The sequence below is a fragment of the Kineosporia sp. NBRC 101677 genome, from assembly GCF_030269265.1.
GTDB classification, from domain to species: Bacteria; Actinomycetota; Actinomycetes; order Actinomycetales; family Kineosporiaceae; genus Kineosporia; species Kineosporia rhizophila.
The window spans coordinates 581,664-597,469 of record NZ_BSTA01000002.1 but is presented as its reverse complement, the minus strand read 5'-3'; the positions used below and the strand labels follow the sequence as shown (position 1 = coordinate 597,469).

Here is a 15,806-nt window from a genome sequence, read left to right as displayed (position 1 = left end):
TTAGGGAGGCTGGGGGCGGCCTCCCTACACTGCCGTCAGATGTGCCTGCGGCTCAAACGAATTTTCGGGGTACTGAACGTCTGAGCACGCGAGGACTGCCCCGGAATCTCCAGGAGGGCCGCCCGCCGGTCCAGGTCGATGCTGATCGAGCTCATCGTGGACACGCTGATGGTGGGCGTGCCCGGAGTCTCACTGTCGGTCGTCGGCATGGGCAGACGCTACGACCCCGGAACGCGCCACGCCTCCCGGCGACACGGACATATCGTCACCCTGGCGAGAGAATCCGCCGTAAGGACCGTGCGGACGGCCCGCGAACGGCCGGTGTTCAGAGATTCTGGGTGAGGTTCAGGGTGGTGCCGTCCGGGTCCTGCGCGTGCGCCACCCGCTGCCCCCAGGGCATGTCGTTGGCCGGGCCCAGCACCTTTCCGCCGGCCGCCTCGACCTTCACCGCGGTGACGTCGGCGTCGGCCACCTCGATGGCCAGCAGCACCCGTCCCGGCTCACCGGCCGGCATCTGCGGTTCGGAGACGATGCCGAACTCGCTGTCGCCGATCTTCAGGCCGACGTAGAACACGTCTCCCTCGGCCGGCTCCCGGGAGGTCTCGGTGGCCCCGAACACCTGCGTGTAGAACGCGGTGAGCCGGGCCACGTCCGCGGTCATCAGCATCGGCTGGATCGTCGGCATGACGACGAAGCTAGCGTGCGGCGGCCAGGGCGGCGAACTGTTCCACGGTGAGTCGTTCGCCCCGGGTCTTCGGGTCGATCCCGGCCTTGCGCAGAGCGGCCTCGGCGGCGTCGGCCGAACCGGCCCAGCCGGCCAGGGCGGCCCGCAGGGTCTTGCGGCGCTGGGCGAAGGCCGCGTCGACGCAGGCGAACACCTCTTCCCGGCTGACGTCGGCGACCGGGTGCGGGCGGGCGGTGAACTGCACCAGGCCCGACTCCACGTTGGGCACCGGCCAGAACACCTGCCGGGAGACCGCGCCGGCCCAGCGCACGTCGGCGTACCAGGCGGCCTTGACCGAGGGCACCCCGTAAGCCTTGTCACCCGGCCGGGCGGCCAGTCGGTCGGCCACCTCGGCCTGCACCATCACCAGCCCCGAGCGCAGGGTGGGGATGCGTTCCAGCAGGGTGAGCAGCACCGGCACGGCCACGTTGTAGGGCAGGTTGGCGACCACGGCGGTGGGGGTGCGCCCGTCGACCTCCAGCTGGGCGGCCTGCACCAGCAGGGCGTCCGACTCGACGATGCTGAAGCGGGCGGCCACCTCGGGCGGGCAGCGGGTGGCGATCGTGGCCGGCAGCTCGGCGGCCAGCTTGGGGTCGATCTCCACCGCGACCACCTGCGCCCCGGTCTCCAGCAGGGCCAGGGTCAGCGAGCCCAGGCCCGGGCCGATCTCGGTGACCAGGTCGTCCGGGCCGATCTCGGCCAGCCGGGCGATCCGGCGCACGGTGTTGGCGTCGACCACGAAGTTCTGCCCGAGCTGCTTGGTCGGGCGGACGTCGAGCCGTCCGGCCAGCTGACGGATGTCGGCGGGGCCGAGCAGGGCCGGAGACGTCGTGGACACAGCCGCCGACCTTACCTTCCCGAGTCGGGCACCGACCAAAGGACGGGTGTGGGCCTCAGGGGCCCACACCCGTCCTCAGGTGGGTTGTTGCGTTGTGGTCAGAGCCGCTTGCCGCAGACCGGCCACTGACCGGCGCCGGCCTTGTTGTACAGAATCTGCGCCCGCTTGGTCTGCTCGGAGGCGCTGGCGTCGGCCGGGTTGCCCGAGCCGCCCACCGACTGCCAGGTGCTCAGGCTGAACTGGTACAGCCCGTAGTAGCCGGCCGGGTTGACCGCCGAGGGGTTGCCACCGGACTCGCACTCGGCCAGCGCGGCCCAGTTCAGCCCGGAGGCGGCGCCGCCGGCGCTGCCACCGCCCGAAGAGCTGCCACCGGAGGACGCGGCCGGGCGGGCCTTGGTGCCGACCTGGACGACCTCGGTCACCGGCTTGCGGGTGACGTCGGTGTCGATCAGCTTGCGCTTGGTGATCTTGCCGTCGGTCTTCGTGATCTGCCAGACCGACTTCTGCACGCCGTCGCGGCCCTCGGTGACCACCTTCGACTGGCCCTCGTAGAGCTTGCTGGTCTCGGTGCGGCGGGTCTTGTGCTCGACCGAACCGGTCTTGGTGACCTCGTCGCGGGTGACCCGGGCCAGCTTGACGGTCAGGCCGTCACGCAGCGGGGTGCTCGGCACCTGGGACAGCTTGTCCAGCGAGCCGACCTTCACCTTCTCGTCGGTCAGCAGGTCGGAGACCGTGGCCGCGGTGGTGGTGATCTTCTCGCGCTCGCCGTCGGCCACCAGCGTGACCGCCTTGGGCGTGGTCAGCGACATGGTCAGGCCGGCCCGGTCGATCCGGGCGGAGCGGGAGGCGGAGAGCTCGGCGCCCTCGGAACGCACCCCGAGAGCCAGCAGCGCCTTGTCCACGCTGAGCTCGGTGGTCCAGAAGGTCTTCTCTTCGCCGTCGACCGTGAGCTTCAGGGGGCGCGCGTAGCGCACGACCACGGTGTCGCCCTCGCCGACCTTGCTGTCGACGGCCGGGGCGACCAGGTCGCGCTCGCGGACCTGGATGTTCTGGTCGGCCAGGATGTCGGCCACGTCGGTGGAGAACGAGCTGATCTCGGTCGTCCGGCCGTCGACGGAGAGGGTGATGGTCTTGTTCGCCTGGCTGTACCAGACGCTGCCGCCGACCGCTGCGGCGAGAACTGCTGCCTGCGCGATGTACCGCGCGGGTCTGCTGTGGACGAGCGAGCGCACGATGCTCCAAGCCTCGTACTCCCCGGGCACGGTCGGCGGAGGCGATCCGGAGGGTTGATCGCGGGTCCGGACCACCCTCGCGGGTGGCCCGGTTCTCCGCCGGGAGGGTCCGATCCCGGCTGTCGACCGCACACCGTAATCGAACCGCAACCGATTCCCAAGCCGAAGTTGCCGGCCCAGATCTCGGCGCGGACCCACCCGAAACCGATCAACGCAGGTCAGGACGGCTTCTGCGCGGCTGCCCGAGGGGCGGAAAATAGTGCGCTTCAGGGCTTTCGGCGACCCCCGAAAACGTGACACCGCGAGATGTCACGAACTCCCCCGTAGATCGTCCCGGTTGGGCTAGAGGAGCACTCGTACACCACGGGTCACCACTGTCCGTAAACCGTTTCGGAGGTGGCGCTGAGAGTGGCGCACATCTCGTCCAGATCGCGGCCCAGCGTCTCGGCCATGAACCGCACCGTGAGCGGCACCAGGTAGCTGGCGTTCGGACGTCCGCGGTGGGGCATGGGAGTCAGGTAGGGGGCGTCGGTCTCGACCATCACCTGCTCCAGCGGCACCGCGGCCAGCGCCTCGCGCAGGTCGGCGGCGTTCTTGAACGTCACCGTGCCGGCGAACGACAGGTACCAGCCTCGGTCGGCGGCCAGCCGGGCCATCGCCGCATCGCCGGAAAAGCAGTGGAACACCGTCTTTTCCGGCGCCCCTTCCGACTCCAGCACCCGGATCACGTCGTCGTGCGCATCCCGGTCGTGGATCTGCAGCGCCTTGCCCAGCCGCTTGGCGAGGTCGATGTGCCGACGGAAACTCTCCTCCTGCGCAGCCCGGCCGGCCTCGTCGTCCACCCAGTAGTGGTCCAGGCCAGTCTCCCCCACCACCCGGACACGGGGATGCTCGGCGAGCTTCTCGATCTCGTCGAAGGCGGTCGTGAAGTCGCCCGCTGCAGCATGTTTCGTTGCTTCAGTGGGGTGCAGGGCCACACCACCGAGCAACTGCGGGAACCGGTCCACGGCCTGCACGGTCCAGCGAGCGGCCGGAAGGTCGCAGCCGATCTGCACCATCCGCGTCACGTTCACCGAAACCGCTTGCGTGATCAGCGCTTCCACGGCCTCGAACTGCGCGACCTCACCGACGTCGGTGCCCCGCACGTGGTCGAGGTGGGTGTGGTTGTCCACCACCGGCAGCGGGAGCGCCGGCGGGACCGGGACAGGGCCGTCGTTGTTCTTCTTCTTACTCATCAACAGACCAATGGGGGACGTGCGTGGGCACCAGGCCCACACACGTCCCCCATTTGCTCCTTACTTGTCTTTGTCGGCCAGCCGCGCGAGCTCTTCCTCGATCACGGACTCGTCCAGCTTGCGGAAGATCGGGGTGGGCGCGGGCACCGCCGTGCCCGGCACGATCGGCGCCGACTCCCAGGCCGCCACCGTCTCGCCGAGCTTGTAGTTGCCCATCAGCACCGGGTAGCCCTGGCCACCGTCGAGATCCTCCACCTCACGGATCTCCGGCAGCGGGGAGACCGTGCCGGTGCCGCCCAGCGCCTCGTGCACCAGCTGCGAACTGTGCGGCAGGAACGGCGACAGCAGCACCCGGCAGTCGTTGATCGCCTGCGCCGCGACGTGCAGCACCGTCTTCATCCGCTCGAAGTCGGTCTTCTTCAGCTTCCACGGCTCGGTCTCGGACAGGTAGCGGTTGACCTCCGCCACCACCCGCATCGCCTCGGTCAGTGCGGCCTTCTGCTTGTGCGTGGCCAGCAGCTCGCCGACCGTGGCGAAACCCGCCTTCGTGGTCTCCAGCACGGCCTGGTCGATCGGCTGCAGCTCACCGGCCTCGGGGATGGCGCCCAGGTTCTTGTGGATCAGCGAGGCGGTGCGGTTGACCAGGTTGCCCCAGCCGGCGACCAGCTCGTCGTTGGTGCGGCGGACGAACTCGGCCCAGGTGAAGTCGGTGTCCTGGTTCTCCGGCCCGGCCGCGCAGATGAAGTAGCGCAGCGCGTCGGGCTGGTAGCGGGACAGGATGTCGCGCACGTAGATGACCACGCCGCGGCTGGAGGAGAACTGCTTGCCCTCCATGGTCAGGAACTCGCTGCTGACCACCTCGGTGGGCAGGTTCAGCTCACCGAACTCACCCGGCTCGCCGCCCTTGGCCCCCTTGCCCGCGTAGGCCAGCAGCTCGGCCGGCCAGATCTGCGAGTGGAAGGTGATGTTGTCCTTGCCCATGAAGTAGTTGGACACGGCGCTGGAGTCGTTCCACCACTTGCGCCACTGCTCCGGGTCGTCGGTGCGGCGGGCCCACTCGATCGAGGCCGAGAGGTAGCCGACGACGGCGTCGAACCAGACGTACAGACGCTTGTGCGAGTTCTCTTCCCAGCCCGGCAGCGGCACCGGGATGCCCCAGTCGATGTCCCGGGTCATCGCCCGGGGCTTCAGGTCGTCGAGCAGGTTGAGCGAGAACTTCAGGACGTTGGGACGCCAGCCCTCACGGGTGCGCAGCCAGTCGCCGAGCGCCTCGGCCAGCGCGGGCAGGTCGAGGAAGAAGTGCGTGGTCTCGACGAACTTCGGCGTCTCCCCGTTGATCCGGCTCTTCGGGTCGATCAGGTCGGACGGGTCGAGCTGGTTGCCGCAGTTGTCGCACTGGTCGCCCCGGGCCGAGGTGAACCCGCAGATCGGGCAGGTGCCCTCGATGTACCGGTCGGGCAGGGTGCGCCCGGTGGACGGCGAGACCGCCCCGGTGGTGGTCTGCTCGATCATGTAGCCGTTGGCGTGGTCGGTGCGGAACAGCTTCTGCGCAACGGTGTAGTGGTTGCGGGTGGTGGTGCGGGTGAACAGGTCGTAGGACAGGCCGAGAGCGTGCAGGTCCTCGACGATCATGCGGTTGTAGCGGTCCGCCAGCTCGCGCGGCGACACACCCTCCTGCTCGGCCTGGACCAGGATCGGCGTGCCGTGCTCGTCGGTGCCGCTCACCATCAGCACGTCGTGACCCGCCATCCGCATGTAGCGGCTGTAGACGTCGGAGGGCACGCCGAAGCCGGCGACATGGCCGATGTGACGAGGGCCGTTGGCGTAGGGCCAAGCGACCGCGGTGAGGATCCTGGTCATGCCTTAGATCTTTCCACGTCCGGCAACCCGATTTGCGCATGCCCTGACCATCGGCAGACGGGGTCTCTCATCTGTGTAGCGCCTGGTCGGCGAGACTCGGCAGGGTGTACGTCGTGCCTCTGCGGGTGCCGTGCTGCTCAAGCACACCCTCGGCGACCAGTCCCTGCAGAAGGGTCCGGGCAGCCACACGATCCAGCCCGGTGAGCCGGCGCACCTTCTCGTTCGTGATCGGTCCTGCCCCCGCCGCATCCATCACCACCTGCTGGTCGGTGCGATCCGGGCCGACCCGACCCAGGGTGTAGTAAGCCCGCCCTCGGGTTCCGTGCTGGGTCATGAGCCCGGCCTTGCAGAGCCGGCGCAGTCGTGTCCGAACATCCGTACTGTCCACCGACAAGGCCTCTCGGGCCCGGGCATTGGTCAGACGTCCCTCACGAAGCAGGACCAGAAGCAGGCCGCGCTCCTCCGGCAGCAGGCGCCCTTCTCGTTCGTACTCCAGGAGCCAGGCTCGTTCGGTCGTGGACATCAGCCCCCGCAACGGCAGAACCACCCGGAACGAGTCACTGGATTCGCTGAATCCCGGTTCCCTGAGCATTTCCAGCCGCATCGAGTCCTGCATGATGTCGATTCCCTGCCCACTGTCCTCAGCCAGGCCGAAGCGCCGCAGCACATCGATCACCGTGTGATTGCGGGGAGACTGGGCCTGTCGGAGCGTCTCGACCGACACCGGAGGGGGCAGAGAACCGGGGCTCGTAACAACCACCTCGTTCGGGCGGATCTCGACCACCACCGGAGATGTGTCGAGTTCGTACGATCGATGCGCGACTGCGTTGGCCAGGGCTTCGCGGACCACCCGGGCCGGAAGCCTCGGCACATCGTGGCGTCGGGCACCGGTGATCACCATCTCGGTCCCCATCCGCTCCAGGACCATCCCCGTAGCGATCTCCACCTGCTGCTGAACCGGCCCGTCGACCGTTCGCCGAAAGACGTAGGACAGGTCCTGGTCGCTCTCGTAGACCCGGACGTCCACCGTGAACTTGGCCGCCTGGAGGGATGTGGCCGGATCGGTCAGGGTCAGCGCACCGGCCACCGAGAGGTTTCCGGATTCGTGCAGGAGGCCGCGCTCGGACCACCGGTCCTGGGAGTCCCGCGGGTTCCAGCCGAAAGCACGGGAGACGGCCCGCACGAGTTGCGGGTCAGCATCCGCGGCGCGTACTCCAGAATCGGTCGACTCGTACCGAACAAGCGTTCGTGAAGCCAGGAGCGCCATGAGGTCTCTTCCGAACAACGGCTGATTGTGGCCGCCGCGGCGAACCAGAACCCGCCCGTCGCTGGTCTGGGCGACCTCGTCGTTGCGCCGCTGCACCTCTACTGCCACCAGAACCCGGCCGTCGACTTGGATCTCCCGGATCGAGTAACGCCCGACGTTGTGCGCATCGGTGGCTGCGCTGTGAACCGCGTCGTCGAGACCCTGGCTTCTTCCGTGACCAACGACCTCCCGGGCATCAGTGACACCGATCAAGATGGTTCCGCCGTCGGTGTTGGACATGGCCACGAAAGCCTCTTGCAGCGGCTTACGGCCCGCACCGGTTTTCAGTTCGAGGTGCTCATGCTCGCGTTGAATGAAGAGCCGCAGGTGCTGCAGGGACACCTCATCCGGAAGTCTCTCCATGGCCGCAGCATGAACCGATTATGAAACTGAACTCCACTCCGATTTAGCCGGGGTCAGTTCGGATTCATAACCGGTTCATACCTGTCCTATCGCCAGGCCGGGCAGTCCCGCCGGATCGGCCGGCCCCTTGTTCGCCTCCGCCAGGATGCCGCTGAGACGCCGGGCCTCGGTGCGCAGGCGGCTGGCGCTCTTGCGGGCCGCGACCTCGGCCAGGCCGTCGACCGGGCAATGACCGAGAAGCTCGCCGGTGGCCTGGGTGTGCTGCGCGGCCTCCACCGCCAGGGCGACCACATCGGCGAGCCGGGCGAGGGGTTCGCCGGCGGGGGCCGGCAGGCACTGGGGCAGAGCTGAGGCCAGGATTGCCCAGACGGTCGGCCAGGCCCCGGCCTCGCCCAGGCCGCGTAGTGCGTCGACCACCCGGTTGAGCTTGACCTGGCGTTCCACAGCCAGTCGGCCGAGCAGATGGCCGAGAGCCGGGGAGTCGAGTTCATCCCGGCCGAGCAGGACGGCCAGGGCCTCGGCGGCCGCCACCCGGGTCTCGGCCCGGGCCGAGTCGAGAGCGCGGCAGTACAGCAGGAGGCCGGCCGGACCGATCGGCCCGGGCACCCGGGCGTGCGCAAGAACCACTTCGTCGGCCCCCCGGTTGAGTTCGGCGAGTTCGCGATGCAGGTGTGCGGCCGTCACCTCCCGGTCGAACGGCAGGATCGCCGGCCAGCAACTGAGCCAGGCCGTGTCGTAGAAGAACATCTTGGCCCCCGGCATGGGCAGCCTCCAGAGCCTGGCCCACGGCTGCGGCAGCTCCGCCGAGTGCGTGGGGTGAAGAACGGCCAGCAGGTCGGACCGGGACTCGTTCTTGTCGAAGTAGTGAACGGCGTAGCGGGTCTGCCGGGTCCAGAGCTGAAGACTTGTCCTGCTACCGGCCGATCCGAGTGCGGCCAGGCCGGATGCGCTCTGCTCACCGGCAACCCGCCGGACGGCCTCCAGCACCGGGCCACGGTCGGCCGGGCGCACACGCAGGTAGGCCTGGCGCAGATCGTCGGGCCAGGGCCGGCACCCGGCCGCCTCGACCAGTCCCAGCCGGCTGAGCAGGTGTGCGGCCTCGAGAACGCCCTCGTCGGTGCTGGGCGTGGCCAGCAGCACCGGGACGGGGGACCACAGGATGCCGGCCCCGACCTCGGCAACCCTTCGCAGGATGACGTCACCGGCCCGCACGCCGTGTTTGTTCTCGAGGTGAAAGAGTTCTTCAGGAGCCACTTCCGGCTGACGGCGCAGCTCCGGAGGGCCTGCGGCGAGGGCCCGGACCGATCGCAGGCACAGGACCAGCAGGTCGAGGACGGAGGTGTATCTCACGAACTCGTCCCGGCCCGGAAGCTGGGGCTGCGGCGGGCCTTCGGGCAACCACGTCATTCTCTTCATCATCGGGTTCAGAGCTGCCTGCAGCCGCTCCGGGTCCTGCCAGCTGAAGGCCACCAGGCCCGCGAGAAAACGCTCGACCTGCGGGAAATCGACCTGCCCGTTGCTGTCCCACCTCTGGTAGAAGATCGCCAGTTCCTCGGCCAGGATCTCTGCGTCGGCGAACAGCTCGAGGGACTGGGCCGGCTGCACAGCCGGAGGTGGGGCCGGAAGAGGCGCGGCCTCCAGAGCCGGCGGCGAGTGCTCACCGCCGGTCAGGGCTGCGGCCAGTGGACGCAGATCTGGCGCAATCGCACCGACCGCCACCGCGAGTTCGGCCCGGGCCGGAGCAGACAGATCTGTCGCATACGGGATCAGCAGATTCAGCACTTGCTTCTGCAGCGCCGGATCCGGATGGCCGAGCCCCACAGCCACCGCGAGGATGAGAGACTCCGGCACCACGAACGCCGGCATCCCCTCCCCCGGCGCCCCTGCCCCCGGCGCCCCTGCCCCCGGCACCACAGACTCCAGCACCCCTGCCCCCGGGGCCACAGACTCGGGCACCACGGAGCCCGGCCGTCGAAGAGCCGGCCGCAACCAGCTGAGCTGCGCCCGGAAGAGCCCCTTTTCCGGCCGTACAAGAACCGCCGTCGTGGCCTGTTCGACGACCGAGGCGTCGAGCCGGCCCACTTCGTCGAGCGCCCGCAGGCGTTGCTGGGCCACCGTGGCGACGAAAGCGGGAGCCCCGGCAATGAGGCTGACGTACTGCCCTACCCGGGAGTGCACCTCGTCGAGAGAAGGATTGAGCTGCTCGTGCAGGGCGAGCAGGCCGTGCAGATCCACCTTCCGGTCGGTGCTCTGGAGGGCACCGATACAGGCGTCGAGCAGTTCGGAACGCTCGAGCAGCGCAGGACGTCCGGGCGGCCTGTCACCGGTCAGCCGGATCAGGAGTGCTCGTAGGTCTGGACCGTCGAGCAACTGGCCGGTGCCCCGGCTCGCCAGCGCCTCCATCACCAGCGCCGACCACTGCGGCCGGGCGCGGAGGTCGGCCTCGACCTGGCGGTGGTCCTGCAGCCAGAGCTGCACGTAGGCAACCTCTACCGGCGGCGGCCCGGGTTGGCGGAGCAGGACCTCACGGGCCAGTTCGAAGTACCAGCGGCCGCTGTCCCACCGGTCCCAGTCGCGGACCCGCCGAACCAGCTCGGCGGCGAGGCGGGGATCGTCGATCAGCCCTCGCGCCTGAAGAACCTGGACGATCCCGGTGACCACGGCCTGTCGGGCCCGGCGGCTCGGCGCATCTACGCTGAGCCGCCGCAGCGCCCCTGGCAACCGGGCCACCGTCAGGGTGCCCGCCACCGCGACCGCCGTTGCACTCTCCGACGCCTTCGGGCGCGGGGTATCTTCCTGCCACCAGCGGGTGTGAGCCCGGACCAGGGCAGCGACCTCCGCTGCGAGCGAGCGCCTTTCGGCCTCGGCGAGATGCAGCATGATCTGAACGGTTTGCTCGACGCCACCGGAAGGCCCGCCGGAGCGCGGCCAGGGCCGGCCCTTCATGGCCTCCAGCAGATCTTGGAACTCCATCCCTCAGCCCTCCACCCGCATCGACTGCTGCACGGCCAGGACGTGCTTGCACGGCCCTCGAGTGCCGAGATGCTTCGCGTACCAGATGCAGGTGCAGGAACGCCGATCGCCGTCGAGGCGTACCCGGTGCGTGTCTGTCCCGCTGCTCACGAGGGCGGCCACATCACCCGGCCGGTTGCGCTCGAACTGAACCGCGCCGGCCGCGACCAGGGCCCGGGCGGCACCGTGGCGGGGGTTGAGTGCTTCCACCACGGCCCCGTCGAACGGGAGTTCGCGATGGAACGAGGCCGCCTCGGCCAGATCGCGCCCGATCCGGCCGGCCGCCCCGAGACGGACCAGGGCGGCCCGGACCCGGGTCTGGTCGAGGCCCGATTCGGCGGCCAGGGTGGGGGTGTCGATGTGCGGCTCGAACGCCAGTAGTGCACTGATCAGATCGGCGTCCTCGGCCACCGTGTCGCCGGAGAGCGCATCAAGGACCGCGCCTTCGCCGGAGAACCCCCGAGTGGCATCGGGCGAGACGGTGGCGGTGAGCCGCATTCCGGGCAGGGTGACCTCCCAGGCACTGGCCACTGCCTGACTGCTTGCGTTCACCACCGGCCCGTAGACCCGCAGACCCGAAGCGAACCGGAGCAGGGGCAGCAGCGCGGCCAGACGCTGAGGGCCGGCCAGGCAGACCGCCCCTGGCACCGGACGGGAGACCAGGCGCAGCGAACGCCCGGCGGGCGCGAACCAGAACGCACCTGAGGCCCGCCGCTGGCTGGGCAGGGCCCGCAGGAAGCGAGCCGCCTCGGCCGCGGACAGTTCCGCCCGGGTGTCGAACTCGCCGCTCAGTACGTAGATCTCACCGAACCCGCGCACCCACCTGCGGGGCAGCGGGACCTTACGCTCGACCAGCTTCTCGGTCTTCGTGGTGACCGTGACCTCGTCAGGGCCGACGGAAAGGTGCAACGCCGCCCCGTCGAGAACGCCACTGAGCGCCCGGCGCAGCGGCTCGTTCACGTCGACGTTGGTGGTACCGCGGTCGACCACGTCGCCGTCATGACCGGCCGCCAGGACGTCGAGCCGCAGGTGCACACCGCCGCACACGGAGAACGACTCGAACCGCAACCGCTCACCGTCACTGGTGACCACGGGATCACGGAAAGACGTTTCGGCCGGCTGGAAGTAACGGGTACGCGCAACCTCGGCCACCGCCAGCAGCCCGGCCGCGGCGACGGCCGGGCGCTGCAGGAAACCGGTGAAGAACTGAGGGTGCGCGTCGGTACCCGACGGGTTGGTGGCCGCCAGACTCCGCGCCGTGGTGCCGCCGGAGGTCTCCAGACCGAGGCCGCCCGGCCGTAACAAGGACGGACGACGGTAGCTGTAGGTCTGAGTCGCTTCCATGCTCGAGACCATAGGGGCGGGGTACGACAAAATGGGCTCTCAGCCCTTTGCCCCCGAACCGGACCGGCGAGCGATCGCCGTGGCGAGCGTCCTCAAACGGACTCCCCCAACCCGGGCAGCCCGCGCTTGATCTGCCGCACCGCCTGGGCGATCCGGTGCTCGTTCTCGATCAGGGCGAAGCGCACGTAGCCGTCGCCGTCCGGCCCGAAGCCGACGCCCGGGGACACTGCCACGTCGCACTCCTTGACCAGCCGGGTGGCGAACTCGATCGAGCCCAGCGAACGGAACTGCTCGGGGATCGGGGCCCAGACGAACATCGTGCCCTTGGGCCGGGCCACCTCCCAGCCGATCCGGGTGAGGCCGTCGCACAGGGCGTTGCGCCGGGCCTCGTAGACGGCGTTGACCTCGGCCGGATAGTCGGACGCCTCGTTCAGGGTGACCGTGGCGGCGATCTGCACCGGCTGGAAGGTGCCGTAGTCGAGGTAGCTCTTGAGCTTGGCCAGCGCGGCGACCACCTCGGCGTTGCCGAGCAGGAAGGCCATCCGCCAGCCGGCCATGGAGAACGACTTGGTCATCGAGTACAGCTCGACCGCGCAGTCCATCGCCCCCTCGCACTCCAGGATCGAGGGCGGGCGGACACCGTCGAACCAGACGTCTGCGTAGGCGAAGTCGTGCACCAGCACCACGTCGCGCTCCCGGGCCCAGTCGACCAGGCGCTGCAGATCCTTCTTCTCGATGGTGGCGGTGGTGGGGTTGTGCGGGAAGCAGAGAACCACCACGCGCGGCTTGGGCCAGCCGTACTCCCAGGCCTCCATCACCGCGTCGACGTAGTCCTTGCCGCCCGAGGGCCCGATGGTCACCTGGCGGGCGTCGGCGCCGGCGAAGTAGGGGCCCCAGATGTGGATGGGGTAGGACGGGGAGGGCACCAGGGCCGCGTCACCGGGCTGCAGCAGCACCCACATCAGGTGACTGAAGCCCTCTTTCGCGCCGATCGTGGCGATCACGTTCTTGCCCGGGTCGAGCTCGACCCCGTACTCCTGGGCGTAGCGGGCGGCGATGGCCTCGCGCAGCTTGGGGATGCCCCGGCTGGAGGAGTAGCGGTGGTTGCGGGAGTTGTGCGCGGCCTCGGCCAGCTTCTCCACCGCGATCTCGGGGCTGGGGATGTCGGGGTTGCCGAAACCCAGGTCGACGATGTCTTTCCCGTCCCGGCGGGCCTGCAGTTTGAGGCCGTCGATGATGGTGAAGACGTACGGCGGCAGACCCGGGATTCTCCTGAACTCCATCGTGATCACGTTAGTCCGGCCCGGCGCCGGAGCCGGATAGCCAATCACCTGATCCTGGCCTGCCCGAGGGCGAGCGGTGCAGTTATCCTCAGGTGGACGGATCACGTCGGAAAAGGCGGCAAAGTGGAGATGTGCCCGACGACTGGGAGGGTCTGGCCTCGGCCCAGGAAGGAGTGATCACCCGGCGGCAGCTCCTGGATCTGGGCCGCTCGCGCGACCAGGCCCGGCGCCACATCGACGACCACCGCTGGCAGACCCTTTGGCCAGGGGTCTATCTGACGCACTCCGGTCCGCGCACCGACCGGGCGCTGATCTGGGGCGCAGTGCTCTTCTGCGGGAAGAGCGCCCTGGCCGGAGGCCGGACCGCGCTCTGGCTGGCGGGGGCCCTGCCCCGGCGGACCGGCCCGGTCGAAGTCTGCGTTCCTCATCCCGGACCGCGGCGCCCGGCTGAGGGCATTCAGATCCGGCAGGTGCGGGGGCAACTGGCACGGCGCCGTGCCGATGGTCCTGGCCCGCCACGGCTACGGGTCGAAGACGCGGTTCTGGACGTGGCCGACCGCGAGACAGACCCGGAGGCCGTGTGCGACGTCGTGCTGCGGGTCGTCCAACAGCGGCTGACCACCAGCGGGCTGGTCGGCCTGGCCCTGTCCGAGCGGGCGCGACACCGCTGGCGTGCTCTGATCAGCGAGATGCTGCAGGAGTTCGAGGACGGGTGCACTCGCTGCTGGAGCTCAGATACGCGCGGCTGGAAGCTGCTCACGGGCTTCCGCGCGGCACGCGCAACCTTCCGCAGCGCGAGGCCGACGGCCGAACTCGGTACCGGGACGTCCGCTACGACTCCTACTGCCTGGTGGTGGAACTCGACGGACGTGAGGCCCATCCCGTGCACGAGTCCTTCCGGGACCTGCGACGTGACAACGCTGCGGCCCTCGGCGGTGAGACCGTTCTGCGCTACGGCTGGTGCGACGTGGCCCAACGCCCTTGCCTCGTTGCCCGGCAGGTTGCCACCGCCCTGAACCGGCGAGGCTGGTCCGGCTCCCCCAGAGCCTGCTCCCCCACCTGTCCCCTTCCCTGATTGCTCGCGTGCTGCCCATTATCGGATGCCAAAAGTGGGCTATAGAGCAACTTTTGTCATCCGATCTTGGCGGGGGGCGCTTTTGTCATCCGATCCTGGGGCGCGGGACGGGGCAGAACGGGGACGGGCGAGGCGGGCCACTTCCGGAAGCGGGCAATTGGGCTGCGCCCGGCGCCCCCGTCGGCCACACTGATCCCCATGCCGACCCGTCTGACGAGTGTCGTGATCGACTGCGCCGACCAGCGCGCCCAGGCCCGCTGGTGGGGTGAGGCACTGGGGTGGGGCATCTCGTTCGAGAACGAGCTGGAGAGCGACATCGCCCCGGCCCCGGGCGAGCCCGGCATCGAGCTGGTGTTCGGGCCGGTGCCGGAGGCCAAGTCGGGCTGGAACCGGGTGCATCTCGACCTGGCCAGTCGCGATGCGGCGCACCAGGCCGAGACGGTGGCCCGGCTGGAGGCGGCGGGGGCGCGGCGGATCGAGCTCGACGTGGAGCGGCCGTGGGTGGTGCTGGCCGATCCCGAGGGCAACGAGTTCTGCGTGCTGGAGCACCGGGACGAGTACGACGGGCTCGGGCCGATCGCGGCCATCGTGATGCAGGCCCACGATCCGGCTGCGCTGGGCGCATTCTGGCAGCAGGCCGGGGCCGGTGAGCTGCGGGCCGAGGGTGGGCCGGTGGCCACGTTGACCCTGACCACCCCTGGTCCGTTCCTGGAGTTCATCCGCACCGACGAACCCAAGACCGTGAAGAACCGGGTCCACCTCGACGTGCGTCCCTACGCCGCCGACGACCAGGCGGCCGAGGTGGAGCGGCTGATCAAGGCCGGGGCCCGGCACACCGAGATCGGCCAGTCCGAGGCGCCGAAGGGCGAGGTCACCTGGGTGGTGCTGGCCGATCCGGAGGGCAACGAGGTCTGCGTGCTACGCCCGCAGGACTGAAAAGGACTTTCGGCGCAGAAGCCGCAGTGGCATCGTGAGCCGGTGACGACTCAGCTGCAGACCGAGCGCCTGATCCTGCGCCAGTGGAAGGACTCCGACCGAGATGCCTTCTTCGCGCTGAACTCCGACCCGGAAGTGCGCCGTTTCTTCCCCACCACCCAGACCCGCGAGCAGAGCGACCAGGCGCTGGACACCATCCGCCAGCACATCGACGAGCACGGCTGGGGGCTGTGGGCGGCCGAGCTGCGCGAGACCGGTGAGGTGGTCGGCCCGATCGGGCTCTGGCCGATGCCCGGCTGGTTCACCGAGAACGCCGTCGAGGTGGGCTGGCGGGTGGCGAAAGCCCACTGGGGCAAGGGATATGCGCCCGAGGCGGGCCGGGCGGCGCTGGCCTACGCGTTCGGCGAACTCAAGCTGCCGCAGGTGGTCTCGATGACCACGGTGACGAACGAGCCGTCCCAGCGGGTGATGCGGAAGATCGGGCTGACCCGTGATCCGGCCGACGACTTCGAACACCCGGGTCACCCGGGCTGGTGGGGCACGCCGCACGTGCTCTACCGGATCACCGCCGAGCGGTACCGGGCCCTCTCTTAAAAGC

The 15,806-nt window shown here is 69.4% G+C and carries 13 protein-coding genes and 1 pseudogene; 3 read left to right on the top strand and 11 right to left on the bottom strand.

Features of this window, described 5'->3' with window-relative positions; genetic code table 11:
- Positions 1-35 precede the first annotated feature (35 nt).
- The 11 genes and pseudogenes from QSK18_RS08140 to QSK18_RS08090 all read right to left on the bottom strand — a co-directional run bounded on the left by QSK18_RS08140 (position 36) and on the right by QSK18_RS08090 (position 13,197).
- Positions 36-209 (bottom strand): hypothetical protein, encoded by a 174-nt coding sequence (locus QSK18_RS08140; protein WP_232809401.1) that lies wholly within the window; start codon positions 207-209, stop codon positions 36-38.
- A gap of 116 nt (positions 210-325) precedes the next feature.
- Positions 326-685 (bottom strand): VOC family protein, encoded by a 360-nt coding sequence (locus QSK18_RS08135; protein WP_232809402.1) that lies wholly within the window; start codon positions 683-685, stop codon positions 326-328.
- Between the two features lie 10 nt (positions 686-695).
- Positions 696-1,562 (bottom strand): 16S rRNA (adenine(1518)-N(6)/adenine(1519)-N(6))-dimethyltransferase RsmA, encoded by an 867-nt coding sequence (gene rsmA / locus QSK18_RS08130; protein WP_285617609.1) that lies wholly within the window; start codon positions 1,560-1,562, stop codon positions 696-698.
- 98 nt (positions 1,563-1,660) lie between these two features.
- Positions 1,661-2,794, bottom strand: a complete 1,134-nt coding sequence (locus QSK18_RS08125; protein ID WP_285617607.1) for a resuscitation-promoting factor — start codon at positions 2,792-2,794, stop codon at positions 1,661-1,663.
- Between the two features lie 368 nt (positions 2,795-3,162).
- Positions 3,163-4,029, bottom strand: coding sequence for a TatD family hydrolase (locus QSK18_RS08120; protein WP_232809404.1), 867 nt, complete (start codon positions 4,027-4,029; stop codon positions 3,163-3,165).
- A gap of 60 nt (positions 4,030-4,089) precedes the next feature.
- Positions 4,090-5,889, bottom strand: coding sequence for a methionine--tRNA ligase (gene metG, locus QSK18_RS08115; protein WP_232809405.1), 1,800 nt, complete (start codon positions 5,887-5,889; stop codon positions 4,090-4,092).
- Positions 5,890-5,956: 67 nt separating this feature from the next.
- On the bottom strand, positions 5,957-7,156 hold the full coding sequence (locus QSK18_RS08110) for an ATP-binding protein (RefSeq protein WP_232809406.1): 1,200 nt from the start codon (positions 7,154-7,156) through the stop codon (positions 5,957-5,959).
- A 75-nt stretch (positions 7,157-7,231) separates the two neighbouring features.
- Positions 7,232-7,558: pseudogene (locus QSK18_RS35880) on the bottom strand (AlbA family DNA-binding domain-containing protein); the annotation flags it as partial.
- Positions 7,559-7,633: 75 nt separating this feature from the next.
- A complete protein-coding gene (locus QSK18_RS08100) occupies positions 7,634-10,531 on the bottom strand; it encodes a hypothetical protein (RefSeq protein WP_285617600.1) in 2,898 nt (965 codons plus the stop codon).
- Between the two features lie 3 nt (positions 10,532-10,534).
- Positions 10,535-11,914, bottom strand: a complete 1,380-nt coding sequence (locus tag QSK18_RS08095; protein ID WP_285617598.1) for an SWIM zinc finger family protein — start codon at positions 11,912-11,914, stop codon at positions 10,535-10,537.
- A gap of 92 nt (positions 11,915-12,006) precedes the next feature.
- Positions 12,007-13,197, bottom strand: a complete 1,191-nt coding sequence (locus QSK18_RS08090; RefSeq protein WP_232809410.1) for an aminotransferase class I/II-fold pyridoxal phosphate-dependent enzyme — start codon at positions 13,195-13,197, stop codon at positions 12,007-12,009.
- A 131-nt stretch (positions 13,198-13,328) separates the two neighbouring features.
- Here QSK18_RS08090 and QSK18_RS08085 point away from each other — a divergent pair, with 131 nt between their 5' ends.
- From QSK18_RS08085 to QSK18_RS08075, 3 genes are all read left to right on the top strand, one after another.
- Positions 13,329-14,213, top strand: coding sequence for a type IV toxin-antitoxin system AbiEi family antitoxin domain-containing protein (locus QSK18_RS08085; RefSeq protein WP_285617596.1), 885 nt, complete (start codon positions 13,329-13,331; stop codon positions 14,211-14,213).
- A 257-nt stretch (positions 14,214-14,470) separates the two neighbouring features.
- Complete coding sequence (locus QSK18_RS08080) at positions 14,471-15,208, top strand: VOC family protein (RefSeq protein WP_285617594.1); 738 nt, start codon at positions 14,471-14,473, stop codon at positions 15,206-15,208.
- A 42-nt stretch (positions 15,209-15,250) separates the two neighbouring features.
- Entirely contained in the window at positions 15,251-15,802 is a 552-nt protein-coding gene (locus tag QSK18_RS08075; protein ID WP_232809413.1) for a GNAT family N-acetyltransferase, read from the top strand.
- Positions 15,803-15,806: the final 4 nt, after the last annotated feature.

Bases quoted from the DNA above. Each gene is read 5' to 3' on its own strand.
- metG (WP_232809405.1), bottom strand. From the start codon at position 5,889: ATGACCAGGATCCTCACCGCGGTCGCTTGGCCCTACGCCAACGGCCCT.
- QSK18_RS08080 (WP_285617594.1), top strand. From the start codon at position 14,471: ATGCCGACCCGTCTGACGAGTGTCGTGATCGACTGCGCCGACCAGCGC.
- QSK18_RS08110 (WP_232809406.1), bottom strand. From the start codon at position 7,156: ATGGCGCTCCTGGCTTCACGAACGCTTGTTCGGTACGAGTCGACCGAT.
- QSK18_RS08140 (WP_232809401.1), bottom strand. From the start codon at position 209: ATGCCGACGACCGACAGTGAGACTCCGGGCACGCCCACCATCAGCGTG.
- QSK18_RS08100 (WP_285617600.1), bottom strand. From the start codon at position 10,531: ATGGAGTTCCAAGATCTGCTGGAGGCCATGAAGGGCCGGCCCTGGCCG.
- QSK18_RS08095 (WP_285617598.1), bottom strand. From the start codon at position 11,914: ATGGAAGCGACTCAGACCTACAGCTACCGTCGTCCGTCCTTGTTACGG.
- QSK18_RS08090 (WP_232809410.1), bottom strand. From the start codon at position 13,197: ATGGAGTTCAGGAGAATCCCGGGTCTGCCGCCGTACGTCTTCACCATC.
- QSK18_RS08120 (WP_232809404.1), bottom strand. From the start codon at position 4,029: ATGAGTAAGAAGAAGAACAACGACGGCCCTGTCCCGGTCCCGCCGGCG.
- QSK18_RS08135 (WP_232809402.1), bottom strand. From the start codon at position 685: ATGCCGACGATCCAGCCGATGCTGATGACCGCGGACGTGGCCCGGCTC.